Source organism: Nostoc sp. (genome assembly GCF_036919595.1).
In the GTDB taxonomy this organism is placed as follows: Bacteria; Cyanobacteriota; Cyanobacteriia; order Cyanobacteriales; family Nostocaceae; genus Nostoc.
The window spans coordinates 1-16,102 of sequence record NZ_JBALCO010000034.1 but is presented as its reverse complement, the minus strand read 5'-3'; the positions used below and the strand labels follow the sequence as shown (position 1 = coordinate 16,102).

Sequence of the window (16,102 nt, the reverse complement as noted above, 5' to 3'; positions counted from 1 at the left end):
CCCGTAAATGAGGCACAAGACATCCATGCCTCTGACTCTACCATCAATGTGTATTTTCTCCGGTAACCTTTGCGAACCCCATGAACGGTTACCTCAACGGTTAGGTTTGGCGTTGGTTTTTCCACATGAGGTGAAAAGTCAGATCATAACTTTTCCTAAAGGAGACGCAGAGAGTTTTGAATTATAAATAATTAGGCGGACGTGATATAACCTAAATCTTCATGGAATTTGGGCAACCTCTGGCAATATAAATTCAAGCTACATTAAATCAAACAACACCTTATCATGGTAGTTAGTAGTATTGATGTCTGATGTTTTCTTTTTTTGCCTTAAAAAAATATTAGATAAGTCATCTACTGCTTTGCTGACGGCAGAATCTGGAAGCTTGCACTGATTAATATAATTGGAGAACGCTGATGTCAAAGGAAAGAAAAAGTAATAAAGAAGTTAAAAAACCTAAAAAAGATCCGAAAGACAAAAAGGATAAAAAAGACCCAAATAAATAGGACGATTTAAGTAAATACATTTAACGAAGACCAAGAGTTCATTCCCTAAAATTGACAATACTTCGTCCAGTAGCATTGAGTAGGAGAAATTATTGTCAAAAATTTATTCACTCTTGGTCAAATCTTAAAATCTGATAATTTAGGTTGGCAGCGCGTGCAATGTCTACGACGGGCTACTTCTGGGCAACTAAATTAAGCAGGAGTAAACTTCAGCGAAACACCATTCATGCAATAGCGCTGACCAGTGGGTGCAGGGCCGTCATCAAAAACATGACCCAAATGACCACCACAGCGACTACAATGTACTTCAGTTCTGGTCATAAACAACGACTTATCTTCAGTAATAGCGATCGCACCTTCAATTGGATTAAAAAAGCTAGGCCAGCCAGTACCACTGTTAAATTTGGTATCAGATGTAAACAGTGGCTGTTCACACGCCGCACAATAATAAGTACCATTGTCGTATTCTTTATCCAATGGGCTGGTGTGAGGGCGTTCAGTCCCATGTTTACGCAATACATTAAACTGTTCTGGCGTTAAAATCGTGCGCCACTCTTGCTCAGGTTTGGTAACTTCAAATCCACTCTTAGAAGTTGTCATCTCTTTTGACCCCCAATTGATATACCTTGATAACAATGCTGTGCCGACTATTACTGCACTAGCCTGTAGAAAATTCCGTTTGTCCATATATCTATTATTTTCTATTTTCCGGTTAACTGGCCAATCAACTCCAGTACGGAATTCCCTACATTAATGACTATAATCAGCGATTGCTCTGAATTAGCGCTGATAAACTGATTAAAATTAGCTAAAAAATAACATTATTGGGTTCGGGGTCAACTTGATGGCTGGTTTAGCTGCTTACACTTATTTGCCTCAAAAACCCTTACTTGATATTTGTCCCAAAGACTTACCTGCCCTTCGTTCTGCCGTTTTTTAGTTGATAAAACTCACGTTAATTTAACCTGCCGCAATGCGTTCAAGAAAATACTGAACGGGAATCCGATCAACTTGACTTGATTTTGGACAGTACACCTGAATGTGTGTTAGATGTCGTGCATAGATGTAGGGGAAGCAGGGGAGAGACGAAGAAATAACTAATACCCAATGCCCGATACCTAATTTTTCCGATCGCCACCTGATCGAACACGGCTTAATATACATTGGTTTGATAGGAATACCGTAGTTTTATAAAAAACTTCTTGCTTGGTTAAGTGGAATATGTGATACTCTGAAAACTACAATAAAACTACGGTATTTCTATTAAATTACCGTAGTTTAAAAGGACAGGACTCATGCAGCTACTATGATTCATCCCAACCCACGGCGACGGACGTTACCTTGCAACTGCTACAGGCGGACGAGCAGTAAGCTTTTCTTATCTGCGGCAGATAGCCCAAGCGGTGGATGACCTTGGTTATACAGGGGCATTGCTGCCTACAGGACGTTCTTGCGAAGATGCTTGGATTGTAGCGTCAACGCTGGTATCACTAACGCGACAGATGCGTTTTTTAGTGGCGATTCGTCCCGGCTTGGTATCACCTGGGGTGGCAGCGCGGATGGCGGCGACTTTTGATCGCCTCTCTAGTGGACGTTTGCTGATTAATGTCGTGACAGGGGGCGATCCTGTGGAGTTGGCTGGAGATGGCTTGCATTTGGATCACGATCAGCGCTATGAATTAACAGATGAATTTTTGACAGTATGGCGAGCGATCGCCAGTGGTGAACAAGTTAATCTTCAAGGCGACTATCTCAACATTCAGGATGGTAAGTTGCTGTTTCCACCGGTCCAGAAGCCATATCCGCCCTTGTGGTTTGGCGGTTCCTCTGCGATCGCCCAAAAAATTGCTGCCAAGCATGTAGATGTCTATCTAACTTGGGGCGAACCACCCGCGCAAGTAGCCGAGAAGATTGCATCGGCTCGCAGACTTGCTTTATCAGAAGGCCGAACTTTGCGGTTTGGGATTCGCCTACATGTGATTGTGCGCGAAACCGAGAGTGAAGCTTGGGATGCGGCGAATCAATTGATTAAGTATGTAGATGACGAGGCGATCGCTAAAGCTCAAAAAGCTTATGCTCGGATGGATTCAGTTGGACAACAGCGGATGACTCAATTACACCACGGTAATCGTGAGGCATTAGAGATTAGCCCGAACCTGTGGGCGGGAGTCGGTTTGGTACGAGGAGGTGCAGGAACAGCCTTAGTAGGCGATCCTCAAACTGTAGCTGCCAGAATGTTGGAATATGCAGATTTAGGCATTGAGTCCTTTATCCTCTCTGGCTATCCCCACTTAGAGGAAGCTTATCGAGTCGCAGAACTTTTATTTCCCCATTTGCCCTTAGAGAATCTGCCAGCAGTGGAGAAGCAACATGTCTTGAGTCCATTTGGTGAGATTGTCGCAAATGAAGATTTCCCTAAGCAGCAGCCTCAGCAAAGAGCAACGTCTATATCCTAATAGATAAGAACTAAGAGATTACCAGCGATGTTGCACCAACAAATTGACCAAAAGATTTCTGAAAAACAAGCGTGGGCATTGCGTCGTCAGTTGGGGATACCTAACAATAAACGCTTGTGGGTGCTAACTTGCATGGACGAACGTTTACCTGTGGACAAAGCATTAGGAATTGGTGAAGGAGATGCTCATATTTTCCGTAATGCCGGTGGCTTAGTTACGGATGATGCTATTCGGTCAGCGATGTTAACTACACAGTTTTTTGGCACAAGAGAAATCATCGTCATTAACCATACCGAATGTGGCATGATGACAGCATCAGGAGACTTTCTCAGTGAGGTATTGCGAAACCAAGGTATTGACGTGGATCAAGTTACGATCGATCCTGCTTTGCCAGAGTTGAAGCTAGCAAAAGGCGTTTTTTCCAAATGGATCAAAACGTTTACCGATGTGGACAAAATCTGCACACAGCAGGTGGAATTGCTGCGTAATTCTCCTTTAATTCCCCAAGATGTAGTTATTCATGGCTACATCTGGGAAGTAGAGAGTATGAGTTTGCGCCGTCCTTACAAACGTCTGAGTGAAAAGGTCAACACAGCAGAAGCTATGAAGACCAAAACCACAAAACACACTGAACCCGTTTTATAAATTGGGAGTTCAATTGAATGACAAATATTTTAGCGATCGCTGGTAGTCCAACTCATCCATCCAGAACTTACGGTTTTGTGGAATACACTGCCAAGCTTTTACAACAAAAAGGCTTGCATGTAGACATTATTTCAGTTCGGGATTTGCCTGCTGAAGATTTAGTTTTTGGACGATACGATAGCCCTGCTTTAGAACAGCCAAAAGCTTTATTAGCAAAGGCAGATGGTGTGATTATTGCCACCCCAATTTACAAAGCTGCTTATACAGGAGTGCTGAAAACATTTCTAGATTTGCTGCCACAAAAATCATTGACAGGTAAACCCGTGTTACCAATTGCCCTTGGTGGGACGATCGCTCACTTATTGGCAATTGAATATGCCCTGAAACCTGTATTATCTGAATTAGGAGCGCGGCATATCCTAGCTACTGTTTATGCGGTAGACAAACAAATTCAACGACAAGCTGATAACAGTGTGCTGTTAGATGAGGAAATTGAGCAAAGACTCGAAGACGTTCTCAAGGAATTTGTTAAAGCTGTAGAATATGATGCCGCAGCGCCTCAAGAATTGGCTCATGCCAATTAACTAATCAAGTTTATACCTCTGTTTACTTGTAGCAGAGGGGTAGTTTTACCCATCTGCTACCTATCTTTAAAATTACTCTCAAAAATTACACTTTTATAATGATATTCAAATGAATAGACTACGCCTAAACCTTGCTTCCATTCCTCTCTATTCTATTCAACTAACACCGCTATAATTTTTGATTTTTCCCATATATAGCGATTCTCATTTGAATGAGATACAAGGTAAGATTTGGCAATGCCGTGTCCTACCTTGTATCTGTATTTATCTGTAGTTAATTATTTTTTCTCTACCTTACCCATGCAGGAACGCCATAGCGGCGGAACGTTCCTCTGGAAAAGTTGGGAGGAATTTGTCTAGTACAACACGGCGTAAATAGAGCAACCATTTAAAAACCCTAAAAAGTTCATTCCGTAATACTTTTGACTTTTGACTTTCGCCTTGCGGTACTAGGCTATTTTTGAGCAAATGATAACAGCAGTTTTTAACACTCCCACGCAGCCTGAAAAAAGTCGCGTTCGCAAAACATAGCATAACGATAGGTTGAATGCACAACAGAATTAGTAGTGGCATAATTGTCAACCAAACTTTCTAATTGTTGTGTTGGTTGTTGAAAGTCTACACTGCTATAAGTACGAATCCAGTCTGCATATTGATGATTAGGAATGCCGTTATCAGCTAATTGTTCTCCCAAAAAGGCATACAAACGCATACACGGAGACATCGCCGCAGCAGTTAAACCCACATCTCTACCCCAAGCAGTTGCTAACAAAAAGTCAGTATAGCGGCGGGTGGTGGCTCCTGGTTCCACAGAATTTAAATTGATTCCCCACTGGGAAGCATAGCCAATATGCATCCGCAATTCTTCTAACGCTTCACTAGCTAGGTTATGAAATGTGGTGAAACCTAACCAGTCTGGTGCTTTAGCTGCGGCAATACTATACGCACGGGCAAAAGCTTCTAAGAAAAAAGCATCTTGCCCTACGTAGTAAGCAAATTTCGCCTGCTCAAGAGTACCATCGCCAATGCCTTGAACGAAAGGATGCTTTAGGCAAGCTTGGGCTAAGTCTTGATTTGCTGCCCATAATTCGTTAGATAAAGTCATTTGTCATTTGTCATCTGTTATTATCCCTCTGTTCCGTGAACTCTCCCTCTCAAAAAAGAAGCACTCAAAAAGGTAAGAACTGAAGCAAAACTGAGCCAAGACTTCCCAAAAAGTCAACGAAACTGGGCTTACCAGCGCTTACCTTCTCATTTACGGGTGTTTGCAGTTCTTTAATAAAAGCCTGGGCTGTTTGCGTTCCAGCCGTATTGTTTTGGGATGTAAACAATTTTTCAGCAACTTGGGCATCTTTGAATGCACCTTGTCTATCCAGTATTTGGTAACAGGCAACACCACGAGCTAAATAAGCACCGGCATATTCTGGTTTAATAGCGATCGCCTGATTAAAATAACTGATTGCTTGCTGTTGGTTACCTTTTTGTGCTTCTGCTACACCCAAAGCATAAAATTCTTCTGGTGAAGCAATTTGTGATGGTATACCAACTGCGCCTTGGAAGTTAGCGCCATTTAAGTAAGCACCAGTCAGTTCTGCATTTGCTAGATAGGTATTTCTTAAATCAGCACCCGCCAAATTTGCCCCACTAAACTTAGTTTGGCTTAGGTTAACACCAAATAAACTCGCGCCACTCAAGTTTGCACCCCGTAAATCAGCACCGCTCAAGTTTGCCCGGCTGAGGTTAGCACCTGTGAGATTAGCACCACTCAAATTGGCTCCAGATAAGTCAGCCATCACTAAACCTGCACTGGTTAAATCACAGTTTTGACATTGTTTGGTTGCCAATAACTGTCTAACGTGTTCAGAATTTGCTGCTTGTACGGTTGTTGTCAAACTAATCGTGGTTAAAAAGGCAGCTATGACTAGAATTTGGTTGTTCATATTTGCGTAATATTTATTACTCAATATTTAATATTGACTAAGACGGATTTATACCTCAGCCTATGATATGAGCAATCTGAACAGTTTGCCCTCTGTAGTTGCCTATATCACTTATAAATTTGAGTAAACACTCACTGGTTGTGCAGGTTCATTATCTTCTAATTATTTATGCCTAGCTAATTATTTGTTCTTCAGGGGTCAGACCTTGACCTTGCTGTAATACTTTTTGACAATTAGACATAAAATTTACACTTCCACTTCTTTGGACTTTAAGTCAAATATACACAGATTGCATTTCTTGATTTTACAAAGAAGCAATGTTTAACGACAAACCGCTATGCATGTGTACTTTGTGCTAATGTCATCTCACTCAGGAGTAAAAACAGAGATTTGCTCGTGTATACCCTGATTTTAAATAAATATGAGACTATAGAAACATTAAGACAGTCAGAAAAACGTGAGTCAGCAAGACAAACTCTTAGAAAAAATCCTCTCTGGGACTTCTGATACAGACATCCCTTTCGCACAACTGTGGCAACTCTTATATACACTAGGCTTTGATGAACGAATTCGTGGCGATCATCGGATTTTTGTCAAAGCTGATGTTGAGGAAATATTGAACCTGCAACATAAGAGAGGAAAAGCCAAAAGCTATCAAATTAAACAAGTTCGTGCAGTAATTATCAAGTATAAGCTAGGAAGTAAAAATGATATTTCGTTATGAAATTATTCTCTACTGGAGTGAACTAGATCAAGCTTTTATTGCTGAAGTACCAGAATTATCAGGCTGTACTGCTGACGGTGAGACTTATCAAGAAGCCCTGCACAATGTAGAAGTAGTTGTGCAGGAATGGATAGAAATAGCTAAAGATTTAGGGCGTCCAGTTCCTGAACCTAGACGGCGTTTAATGTACATCTAATTAATAAACAACCCAAGGGCAACTGATTTTTTAGCATTCTCAGAAATATTTCACACCTAATTGCATACGGACAAGAAAAGTTTCTTGCTAAAAAGTTTAAAAAATTTTACCAATTGCCAATACAGAATTGGTATTAAATCCCCGACAACTTTTACGAAGTCAGGGATCTGAACACCGCAGATTTTAGCTTAACTCTTTGTCCTCGTCAATTTTTTTAACGAACCGCACAAATCACCATAATATGTGATTTGTATTTGTCAGTATTATAGTGAATAAGTTGTAGTCCAGAACATTCTATTTCTTGCAAAAGTTTAGGAATTTCATACTTGTGATGTCGCCAAATAGTAATTTCTTCACCTTCAGATATTTCAATTTTCTTATCTATCCCCATCCGACTCAAATTTATAATGTAATTACGACTAAATTTAATATTAGCAACTATACTATCTGTTTTTAAATCATACTTTCTCACCAATTCACAATCTTCAGATTTAATCCCAATATTATTTTTAACCCATCCATATATTTCTTCTACATGATACTTGCAGCCACCTCTGACGTTTCCATCCCATTGAGAGTTAGAACCAGTTTCATTAGTAAACACCAGAAAATCGTTTTTTCCCATGCTATCTCTAAAGTTTTTGAGTACCTCATCTCTATTTTGATGATTTCCAATGGTAACACCTAAGTGGAAAAATATTTTTGCTGTATCATCAATTTCAAGGCTAGCTTTATTTTGAAATAAAATTTTGGGTATGCTACTATTTTCTATGTCAATCGTAGAACTGATAAAGTCAATGAAAGGAAACCATTTTCTAAAATTATTTTTGGATAAATGAAGCAATTCCTCGCTGATATCTAAAGCAATATATTTATTAATTTTTCCTAATTTATTAAGTCTTTGAATAAAATTTTTAACTGGATATGAATTTCCTGCACCCACGTCTACAATATTTACTCTTTTGCCACTTTGAATATTCTCATTAAAGTATTTAAAATTCTTCTTTAAAAGGTCAACTTCTATACTTGATGTCCGATACCATGTAGGAATAATATATTTTAGATAAAAATCATCCCAGATTTTTGCGCCTCAACCTTTATAAGAATACTTTAGAGGTATTTCTCGTCTGATTTCTAATGCATGAATTATCCCTATAACTTCTTCCTCAGAAAAAAGAGAGTAGAACTCAGAACTTGGCTTTGCTGTGCGAGTGATAGCAGTTGAAATATCTGATGGAAGTTGGGAATTGCTATGAAAATTTTGAGCCATTATTCTTGTTCTTTGGTTTTCTGAAGTATTTAAATGGATTAGGGCGTGTTTTCAAACTACTCATTTAGACTCCTAACTTTTTAAATTCCCCTTAAAAATGAGGACTTTAAGAGACTCTGAGTAAGCCTTTAAAAGGGAGGTTAGGGGAATCTAAGACTTTGAAAACACCCCCTAGCCACAATGCTTGCCAAAGAGGTATTTTCTCATGCCACTGTCCCAAAATTCGGAATTTCTACCACGAATAAGAGAGTTGCTCTCCATCCTACATTCTCCACTGTCAACTGGCGAATTGGTTTTTTACAATCAAAATAGGAGATAATTTCTCAAAGATACAGGGGTAAATACCATTGGTTCAGCAACCAGAACTCCAGGAAACTTCGTCGATACAGTCAATCCAGCGGGTGCTTGAGAGTTTAAGCACTTACCGATGGACTTCGCTGGGAGCATTGGCCAGCCTGTTGCTGTTGACGATCGCAAACGCAGTTACCCCACAACTATTTCGGTGGGGAATTGATCAGGGCATCATCCCAAAAAACCTCCAAATTGTGCTATATAGCGCCGCCTGGATGGTACTTGCCGCGATCGCTCGTGGTTTATTTAACTTTGGACAAAGCTATTTGGCAGAAGCGATGTCTCAGGGTGTAGCCTATGACCTGCGAAACAAAATTTTTAGCAAAATTCAAAATCTCAGTTTCAGTTATCATGACCAGGCGCAGACTTCTCAACTGCTAACTCGTGTCACCAGCGATATTGAGCAGATCCGTACCTTTGTTGGCACTAGCTTAATTCAGGTCATCGGTTCAGTTGTGACATTGGTGAGTATTTCGGTGATTTTGCTGGTGATGAACTGGCGATTAGCACTGATTACGCTGACAGTAGTGCCCCTATCTGGATGGGTGATGGCGCAATTTATTACCCGGAATGATAAACTTTTTCGGCAAGTACAAGAGCAACTGAGCGACCTCAATGCTGTATTGCAAGAAAACTTACTAGGAATACGGGTAGTGAAAGCCTTTGTGCGGGAGTCAACTGAAAGGTCGCGTTACACGACCCTAAATGATGGTCTAGTCAGGGCAAACATGAAGACCATTAGCGCCATCCGTAATACCTTTCCGTTAATATTCTTATTGAGTAATTTGGTAACACTGGCAGTTTTCGGCTACGGAGGAGCGCAGGTGATTGGGCGCAGATTTTCCATTGGCGAACTGGTGGCGTTTAACTCCTACCTAGCGTTAATTCTCCAACCTATTTTGTTGATTGGATTTGCTGCACCTGCGATCGCTCAATCAGCTGCTTCTGCGGAACGAATTTATGAAGTTGTAGATGCAGAGATAGAAATTCGCGATCGCCCCGGTGCTGTCCCATTTGACACCTGCGGTGGGAGAATCACCTTTGAAAATGTTTCCTTTCGCTATCCAGGAGCGACAACCGAAGCTCTTAAAGAAGTTTCCTTTGAAACAAAGCCTAACGAGTTGATCGCCGTTCTAGGGATGACTGCTTCGGGAAAAAGTACAATTATGAACTTAATTCCCCGCTTTTACGATGTCACAGGGGGAGCTGTTCGCATTGACGGACGAGATGTAAAAGGTTTGACGCTCAAAAGCCTTAGATCGCGTATTGGCATTGTATTTCAGGAAACCACCCTCTTCTCTGGCACAATCCGCGAAAATATTGCCTACGCAAAACCCAATGCAACTCTAGAGCAGGTAATTGAGGTTGCAAAAACCGCACAAATACACGATTTTATTACCAGCCTACCCGATGGCTACGAGACGATCGTGGGTGAACGGGGCGTGGGCTTGTCTGGTGGACAAAAACAACGAATTGCGATCGCTCGGACCTTACTTACCGATTACAGCATTCTGATTTTGGACGATAGTACCTCGGCTGTGGATGCCAAGACTGCTGCCCAAATTCAAGCCGAACTGGATAAGTTAATCCACCAAAAAGCTTGTACAACTTTTGTAGTAGCTCAACGTATTAGCACCGTCAAGAATGCCGATCGCATTTTTCTTATAGATAAAGGACGATTAGTGGCACAAGGCACCCATGAGGAATTGATGCAAACCAGCCCGCTCTACGGTGTGATTTTGGAATCTCAGGTTAAGGTGAAGAAACAAATGATCCTAAATTAGTATAAGTAGTCCAGTACAGTTCAGTTAAGCATTTCTTCCTTCTCTTCCTTTGCATTCTTCTCTACTAAACCAGAGGCGAATGCGTCCTTCTGGTGCGGAGGCTGCGCGTACCCCTACGGGGAAGCAAGCTATAGGTAGTGTCTCCTATAGATGGCAGTAGCCTGGGCGTCTACCTAAAAAAAATTGACGAGGAGGAAGAGTTAAGCTTTAACCCAACCGTATTGATAAATAGTTTTGCTTGAGATTTTTATAACAGCGAATAAACACAAAGACTTTTAATCCAAAATCCAAAATCTAAAATCCAAAATTGGTATGAGAGGCACAGTTACCGTTGTTGCATCTGAGCAGGCGAGTCAGCAATTTTCCACCCTGCGGCGCTTTTTGCAATACCTGCTACTTTATCGCAAAGATATTCCCATCGCCTTGACATTAGTATTTATTGGTGCTGTAACCCAGGCAATTGGGCCGTTTTTCATCGGTTGGTCGATTGATCACCTAATTAAACAAGGGAATTTGCAAGGACTGCTGGTGTTATTAGGGCTACTAGCGCTGAACTATGGACTTGGAATCTTGGCAATCCGGGGTCAAATTATTCGAGTCGGCTGGATTATGCAGCGATTGCTGGCTCAACTGAGGCAAGATATTTTCACTAAAATCCAAAGTCTGCCACTCAGCTTTTTTGATCGCAGCGAAGCAGGCGATTTAATGAGCCGCCTGCTGAATGATGTCAATACTGTAAATCAAGCATTTGGATTGACAATCGCCCAAATGCTGGGCAACACTTTCAGTTTAGTTGGCATAATCATTGCTATGCTCTCAATCAACCTGCAACTCGGTTTGTTGAGCAATCTGGTTGTGCCACTGATGATTTTTACCACAAGCTTGTTTGCGCGTTGGGCAAGAGCCAGGTTTCGTGTTACACGACAGACCATTGGGGAGCTTTCCGCCAAGTTGGAAGAAGATATTGGTAGCGTCAGAGAAGCACAGGCATTTAATCGTGTACAGATGAACATCGCAGAATTTGACATTCTCAACGCTGCCAATCGTGATGCTAACGTCGATGCTGTAGCAATTACTTCGGCCTTTTTGCCCTCGATCGATTTTCTCAACACACTAGCAACGGCAGCCGTGCTGGCCTATGGTGGTTATCTTGCGGTCACTGGAGGTGCAACCGTGGGTGTGGTGACATCTTTTTTACTTTATGTCCAGCAATTCTTCCGCCCGATCCAAATTCTCAGCCAGTTTTACACCCAAGCTCAATCTGCCTTCGCCGGATTAGAGCGAATCTTTCTATTGCTAGATGAACCGTCAGAACTCAAAGACGCACCCAATGCGACAGAAATGCTGCCTATTCAGGGTGAAGTGACATTTGAAAATGTTAAGTTTGGCTACAACCCAGATCAATTGGTTCTCAAAGGGGTGAATTTGCACGCCTATCCAGGGCAGATGGTTGCGTTAGTAGGACCGACAGGTTCGGGAAAAAGTACGATCATTAACTTGATTTTGCGCTTCTACGATGTATCTGGCGGTGCCGTGAAAATTGATGATGTTGATGTGCGTAGCGTGACTCAAGCAAGTCTGCGCCGTCAAATTGGCATCGTCCTGCAAGACAATATTCTGTTCAGCGGCACCGTCGCCGAAAACATTTCCTTTGGCGCTCCTTACGCCACCCAAGCTGATATCGAAGAGGCTGCACAACTAGCAAATGTGCATGAGTTCATTACCTCACTGTCACAGGGTTATACAACTCAATTGGGTGAACGGGGCGCTCCCCTGAGCCAAGGACAGCGACAACTGATCAGTATTGCCCGTGCGGTGTTGATTAACCCCCAAATTCTGATTCTCGATGAAGCCACCAGCAGCATCGATACCCGCACAGAAGCGCTAGTACAAACTGCGATCGCCCGCTTGCTGCAAGGTCGTACCAGCTTCGTGATTGCTCACCGCCTCAGTACAGTTACTCTGGCAGATCAGGTATTAGTAATTCAGCAGGGACAAATTGTAGAGCAGGGTACTCACGCCGAACTTATCAATCAGCAGGGTGTCTATGCCAACCTCTATGCCCTACAACTGGGTGCAGCAGACACAATGGTTCTTCAAAACTGAAAGTAAAATATATATAGCTCGAATTTATCAATTGCCAGCAAAGGAATGAACCTACCTAACCTCGATTCACAAACCATCGATCGCATTATTGAAATGGCATGGGAAGATAGAACATCTTTTGATGCCATTGAGGCTCAGTTTGGGCTGCTGGAGAAACAAGTAATTGCCTTAATGAGGCGCGAAATGAAGGAATCTAGTTTCCAGATGTGGCGCGAGCGAGTCACCAAACGCAATACAAAGCATTTATCTAAGCGAGAATTTATTGCAGGTCGGTTTAAATCGTCCAATCAAAAAACCTAACTAATTGGGTAAGTGATCGCTTTTTTATCATGTGTTCAATCAAAATATCGTCCAGAACCATCAGAAGCTAAAATACTTTAAAAGAAATAAGCCTGCGTTCACGCTTCGCGTTGCCGCAGGCATCGCTTGCACCAATTGAGTGAAAACTACCACATTCACCAAGCACAATGACGAAAGTTACGCTTTACATCGCAGCTAGTTTGGATGGCTACATTGCTCGTAGCGATGGTGGAATTGATTGGCTATCAATCCTTGATATAGAAGGAGAAGACTACGGTTACGCTGCTTTTTACGAATCTATTGATGCTATTGTCTTGGGCAGCAATACATATGAAGTAGGACTTAGTTTCGATGAATGGCCTTATCCGGCGAAAAAATCCTTCGTTTTCACCCAGCGCCATCTCCAATCTGACCGCGAAGACGTTGTGTTTGTTTCGGACACAGTGAAGCATGTCTTAGCAAATATGGAGGCTCAAGGTTTGGAAAATATCTGGCTAGTTGGTGGCGGAGCATTAATCAATTCGTTTCTTCAGCACAGCTTGATTGACGAATATATTATTTCAACTATTCCAATTATCTTAGGTGGTGGTACACACCTTTTCCCACCAGCTAGCCTTGAAGAAAAATTGGAGCTGATTGACTCAAAACAATATCCTAGTGGTTTACTCCAATCACATTATAGGCAAAAAGGAAAGGGTTAAAAATTTATAATTGTGTTTCAAATGGTAAGAAGTCCGAGGGTCGGCTTGCGAGGCTCGGAACTTCGGGGAAGTTAAACTCCACCTGAAACGTGACTGCCGTTATTAAGCATCAGGTATAAACCCTTTTTTATTATGAATTATTATTTACGTTGAAGCAACCTCAAGAAGCTTCTGAACAGCGTTGCTGAAGTCTTCGTAAGGAGAAACTCCCACGATAGTTTCTGCTAAAGTACCATCTTTGAAAATTAAAACTGCTGGAATACTGCGAAGACCAAATTTTTTGAAAATTGGCTTGTTGCTGTCAACGTCTACCTTAACGACTTTGGCGCGACCTTTGTATTCTTGGGCAAGTTGATCCATTAACGGACTGATCAGGCGACAGGGGCCACACCAAGTAGCAGTAAAATCAACAACAACGACTTTCTCTTCACTTCCAGTTAAAACAGTATCAAATTCACTTTCTTCAACGTAAGCAACTATCTTAATATCATTAGACATTTTTTAATTCCTTAGTGTCAAACTAAAATTTCAGCAAAAAGCTAACTATACAAACTATACTCCCTTCTGGCTGTCAGATTTACCAGTCACCTAGATTGGGAAACCCCCGCAACTGACTTTTGCTTGATAGCGTGGATTTAATAACCTACAATTTTCTTACGTAGGGTACGTTTGCGATCGCATAACGCACCCTAATAACCTACCTAATCCAAAAATCTCATACCTTCAAGGCGTGGAGGTATCAATAGTCATCCTGCTGATCAAACAGTTCTAACAACCCAATTGTGCCTACAAAAAAAGTATAAATAGCATATTTTATTGGCATCTTCTTTCTTGAAGGTGCATAAAAAGCTGCTATAATGCTTTCTATAAAATGGCTCGTCATGGCAAAACGCTCAATCCAAAAAATTGGATTAAGACTGCTTGGTAAATAACTATTAGTTATTACTGCATAAATATTCCACGATTCCAATCCAATTGCGCTTGTTATAAGCACTGTAGATATAATTTTTACAAAGGTAAAAAGCTTTCTCTTTATAAACTTTAAGTCCATTCTGTTCACAAAAAAATGTTTAGCATATCTAGAAGACTCGGTGAAGTAACAAATAAGTTAATGCGTGTTATCTAAAAATTCTCCCGAAATCAACCAATCTTATATCACAATACAGTTCAGTTAAGCATTTATTTCTTCTCTTTGTGTCCTACCCTGCGGGAAGCCACAACTCTTAGAGACGCTTCTCTACGAGAGGCTCCGCTAACGCGAACGTGTCCTTTGCGTTACTTGCGGTTATTTCAAAAAATTGACTTTTACAAAGAGTCTTAGCCTTAACTGAACCGGATTATCTTATATCATAATTTACATTTTTGTAAAAGCCTGTAAAAATATCGATATGGTGTATTAAGCCAATATTCCCAAACTATTGAGAATGGATTTGTGGAAAAAACTATACAATTTTGTCGTTTGAGGATTTATCGTTAAAAGTCGGGAGCATCCCAAATCTGTAAAAACATAATTTGTCATTGTGAGCAAAACGCAGTGTTCGCAAAGCGTCTGGTAGAGTTGGAGTATGCTTCATTCGCAATTGACTTTTAACGATTTTGGTAAATTTGCTTGCTATTGAGATGCTCCCTAAAAGTCTCCTCCTTCGCAGAATATAGCGGTTTCCACATAGGTAAGGTATAGAAAAAATAATTAACCACAGATGAACACAGATACAAGGTAGGGACACGGCAATGCCGTGTCCTCATTAAAATGAAAATCGCTATAAAGCAAAATGGCATTGAGCGTCCGATTCAATGTCCTAAAAACCCCGAACAAAAAATCAACTATTTAGGCAAGAAGAAATGCCATATCCCTAAACACTCAAAAGATCAAATCACTAGATATTCAAAAAATCATAAAAGTGTGGAACAATACATAGGTGGTAAATTTAATTGCACTCTATAGATTGATAAGAAATGTAAAGCTATGATTGCTCAACATTACAATAATTCAATTCATGTTGAAAACAAGTTGCTTAAACAAATCAAAATTAAAGAAAATCAGCTAAAAATTGCACAAGAATCTAATCTGCTCTATGTAGCAGAAGGATTACAACATGAATTATTAAAGTTACAGGGTCAATTATCAGAGCCGCAAGACGCTGAAATCCAAGCGTTGATGAGTTTACTAGACGATTAAGATTATAAATTTGTGTTGCAAAGTTTATTCAAAACACAGAATCTCTGTTAATAAAAAGCAGAGCATAGTGATTGTGATGCCTGGGGGTGCGGTTTAGGCAAACGTTTTTTAACAGTAGATGCCTTGGATTAGTACTGAGAGTTTTGGTTACTGCTACCAGTATGGTGAGGGTGTTCGTGTTAGCGTCCTGTAGGGAAGGAACATTCACAAAAAATTATCAAGCACCAAGTTACACTAAAGCTACTGAACCTGTATATTCTTTGAGAATTCGTAACTGCCTAGCTAGTAGTAATAGAGGAAAGGAAAACAGAGACATTACCTTCTAAAGCATCAGTAATAACTTCGAGGAGATTAAGACCA

19 protein-coding genes are annotated in these 16,102 nt (G+C 40.9%); 12 read left to right on the top strand and 7 right to left on the bottom strand.

Annotated features, from left to right (window positions below; all coding sequences use genetic code 11):
- Positions 1–25: 25 nt before the first annotated feature.
- Positions 26–187: a hypothetical protein gene (locus V7K21_RS04395; RefSeq protein ID WP_335171886.1), complete on the top strand. Its 162-nt coding sequence runs from the start codon at positions 26–28 to the stop codon at positions 185–187.
- A gap of 511 nt (positions 188–698) precedes the next feature.
- Here V7K21_RS04395 and msrB read toward each other — a convergent pair.
- The gene (gene msrB, locus V7K21_RS04390) at positions 699–1,193 is read right to left on the bottom strand and encodes a peptide-methionine (R)-S-oxide reductase MsrB (protein ID WP_335171884.1); all 495 of its coding nucleotides are present in this window, start codon (positions 1,191–1,193) and stop codon (positions 699–701) included.
- 626 nt (positions 1,194–1,819) lie between these two features.
- Here msrB and ssuD point away from each other — a divergent pair.
- Genes ssuD through ssuE form a run of 3 tightly spaced genes read left to right on the top strand, consistent with a single transcriptional unit; the run spans position 1,820 to position 4,191 of the window.
- Positions 1,820–2,962: an FMNH2-dependent alkanesulfonate monooxygenase gene (gene ssuD / locus V7K21_RS04385; protein WP_335171890.1), complete on the top strand. Its 1,143-nt coding sequence runs from the start codon at positions 1,820–1,822 to the stop codon at positions 2,960–2,962.
- Between the two features lie 27 nt (positions 2,963–2,989).
- A complete protein-coding gene (locus V7K21_RS04380; RefSeq protein ID WP_335079849.1) occupies positions 2,990–3,607 on the top strand; it encodes a beta-class carbonic anhydrase in 618 nt (205 codons plus the stop codon).
- Between the two features lie 17 nt (positions 3,608–3,624).
- On the top strand, positions 3,625–4,191 hold the full coding sequence (ssuE, locus tag V7K21_RS04375) for an NADPH-dependent FMN reductase (RefSeq protein ID WP_335171882.1): 567 nt from the start codon (positions 3,625–3,627) through the stop codon (positions 4,189–4,191).
- Positions 4,192–4,675: 484 nt separating this feature from the next.
- Here ssuE and V7K21_RS04370 read toward each other — a convergent pair whose 3' ends face one another.
- Positions 4,676–5,296, bottom strand: coding sequence for a TenA family protein (locus V7K21_RS04370; RefSeq protein WP_335171880.1), 621 nt, complete (start codon positions 5,294–5,296; stop codon positions 4,676–4,678).
- 64 nt (positions 5,297–5,360) lie between these two features.
- Positions 5,361–6,131, bottom strand: coding sequence for a pentapeptide repeat-containing protein (locus tag V7K21_RS04365; RefSeq protein ID WP_335171878.1), 771 nt, complete (start codon positions 6,129–6,131; stop codon positions 5,361–5,363).
- A 457-nt stretch (positions 6,132–6,588) separates the two neighbouring features.
- Here V7K21_RS04365 and V7K21_RS04360 point away from each other — a divergent pair, with 457 nt between their 5' ends.
- Positions 6,589–6,855: a type II toxin-antitoxin system HicA family toxin gene (locus V7K21_RS04360; RefSeq protein WP_273768496.1), complete on the top strand. Its 267-nt coding sequence runs from the start codon at positions 6,589–6,591 to the stop codon at positions 6,853–6,855.
- Positions 6,839–7,051 carry a type II toxin-antitoxin system HicB family antitoxin gene (locus tag V7K21_RS04355; protein WP_335171876.1) on the top strand — a complete coding sequence of 71 codons (213 nt, stop codon included), beginning with the start codon at positions 6,839–6,841 and terminating at the stop codon, positions 7,049–7,051. Before V7K21_RS04360 ends, V7K21_RS04355 begins: the two co-directional genes overlap by 17 nt.
- Positions 7,052–7,265: 214 nt before the next feature.
- On the opposite strand, the gene V7K21_RS04350 is transcribed toward V7K21_RS04355, so the two are convergent.
- Complete coding sequence (locus V7K21_RS04350) at positions 7,266–8,102, bottom strand: L-histidine N(alpha)-methyltransferase (protein ID WP_335171888.1); 837 nt, start codon at positions 8,100–8,102, stop codon at positions 7,266–7,268.
- Positions 8,103–8,141: 39 nt separating this feature from the next.
- The gene (locus V7K21_RS04345; protein WP_335171874.1) at positions 8,142–8,321 is read right to left on the bottom strand and encodes a hypothetical protein; all 180 of its coding nucleotides are present in this window, start codon (positions 8,319–8,321) and stop codon (positions 8,142–8,144) included.
- 347 nt (positions 8,322–8,668) lie between these two features.
- Between V7K21_RS04345 and V7K21_RS04340 the strand changes: the two genes are divergently transcribed.
- From V7K21_RS04340 to V7K21_RS04325, 4 genes are all read left to right on the top strand, one after another.
- A complete protein-coding gene (locus V7K21_RS04340; RefSeq protein WP_335171872.1) occupies positions 8,669–10,456 on the top strand; it encodes an ABC transporter ATP-binding protein in 1,788 nt (595 codons plus the stop codon).
- Positions 10,457–10,768: 312 nt separating this feature from the next.
- On the top strand, positions 10,769–12,562 hold the full coding sequence (locus V7K21_RS04335) for an ABC transporter ATP-binding protein (RefSeq protein ID WP_335171870.1): 1,794 nt from the start codon (positions 10,769–10,771) through the stop codon (positions 12,560–12,562).
- A 45-nt stretch (positions 12,563–12,607) separates the two neighbouring features.
- Positions 12,608–12,862 carry a TIGR03643 family protein gene (locus tag V7K21_RS04330; RefSeq protein ID WP_334864750.1) on the top strand — a complete coding sequence of 85 codons (255 nt, stop codon included), beginning with the start codon at positions 12,608–12,610 and terminating at the stop codon, positions 12,860–12,862.
- Positions 12,863–13,029: 167 nt separating this feature from the next.
- Entirely contained in the window at positions 13,030–13,563 is a 534-nt protein-coding gene (locus tag V7K21_RS04325) for a dihydrofolate reductase family protein (protein WP_335171868.1), read from the top strand.
- A gap of 144 nt (positions 13,564–13,707) precedes the next feature.
- On the opposite strand, the gene trxA is transcribed toward V7K21_RS04325, so the two are convergent.
- Both trxA and V7K21_RS04315 read right to left on the bottom strand, forming a co-directional pair.
- Positions 13,708–14,061 carry a thioredoxin gene (gene trxA, locus V7K21_RS04320; RefSeq protein ID WP_335171866.1) on the bottom strand — a complete coding sequence of 118 codons (354 nt, stop codon included), beginning with the start codon at positions 14,059–14,061 and terminating at the stop codon, positions 13,708–13,710.
- Between the two features lie 241 nt (positions 14,062–14,302).
- Positions 14,303–14,614: a hypothetical protein gene (locus tag V7K21_RS04315; protein WP_335171864.1), complete on the bottom strand. Its 312-nt coding sequence runs from the start codon at positions 14,612–14,614 to the stop codon at positions 14,303–14,305.
- Between the two features lie 699 nt (positions 14,615–15,313).
- Here V7K21_RS04315 and V7K21_RS04310 point away from each other — a divergent pair.
- Complete coding sequence (locus V7K21_RS04310) at positions 15,314–15,508, top strand: hypothetical protein (protein ID WP_335171862.1); 195 nt, start codon at positions 15,314–15,316, stop codon at positions 15,506–15,508.
- Between the two features lie 21 nt (positions 15,509–15,529).
- A complete protein-coding gene (locus V7K21_RS04305; RefSeq protein WP_335171860.1) occupies positions 15,530–15,742 on the top strand; it encodes a hypothetical protein in 213 nt (70 codons plus the stop codon).
- The last annotated feature ends 360 nt before the right edge of the window (positions 15,743–16,102 follow it).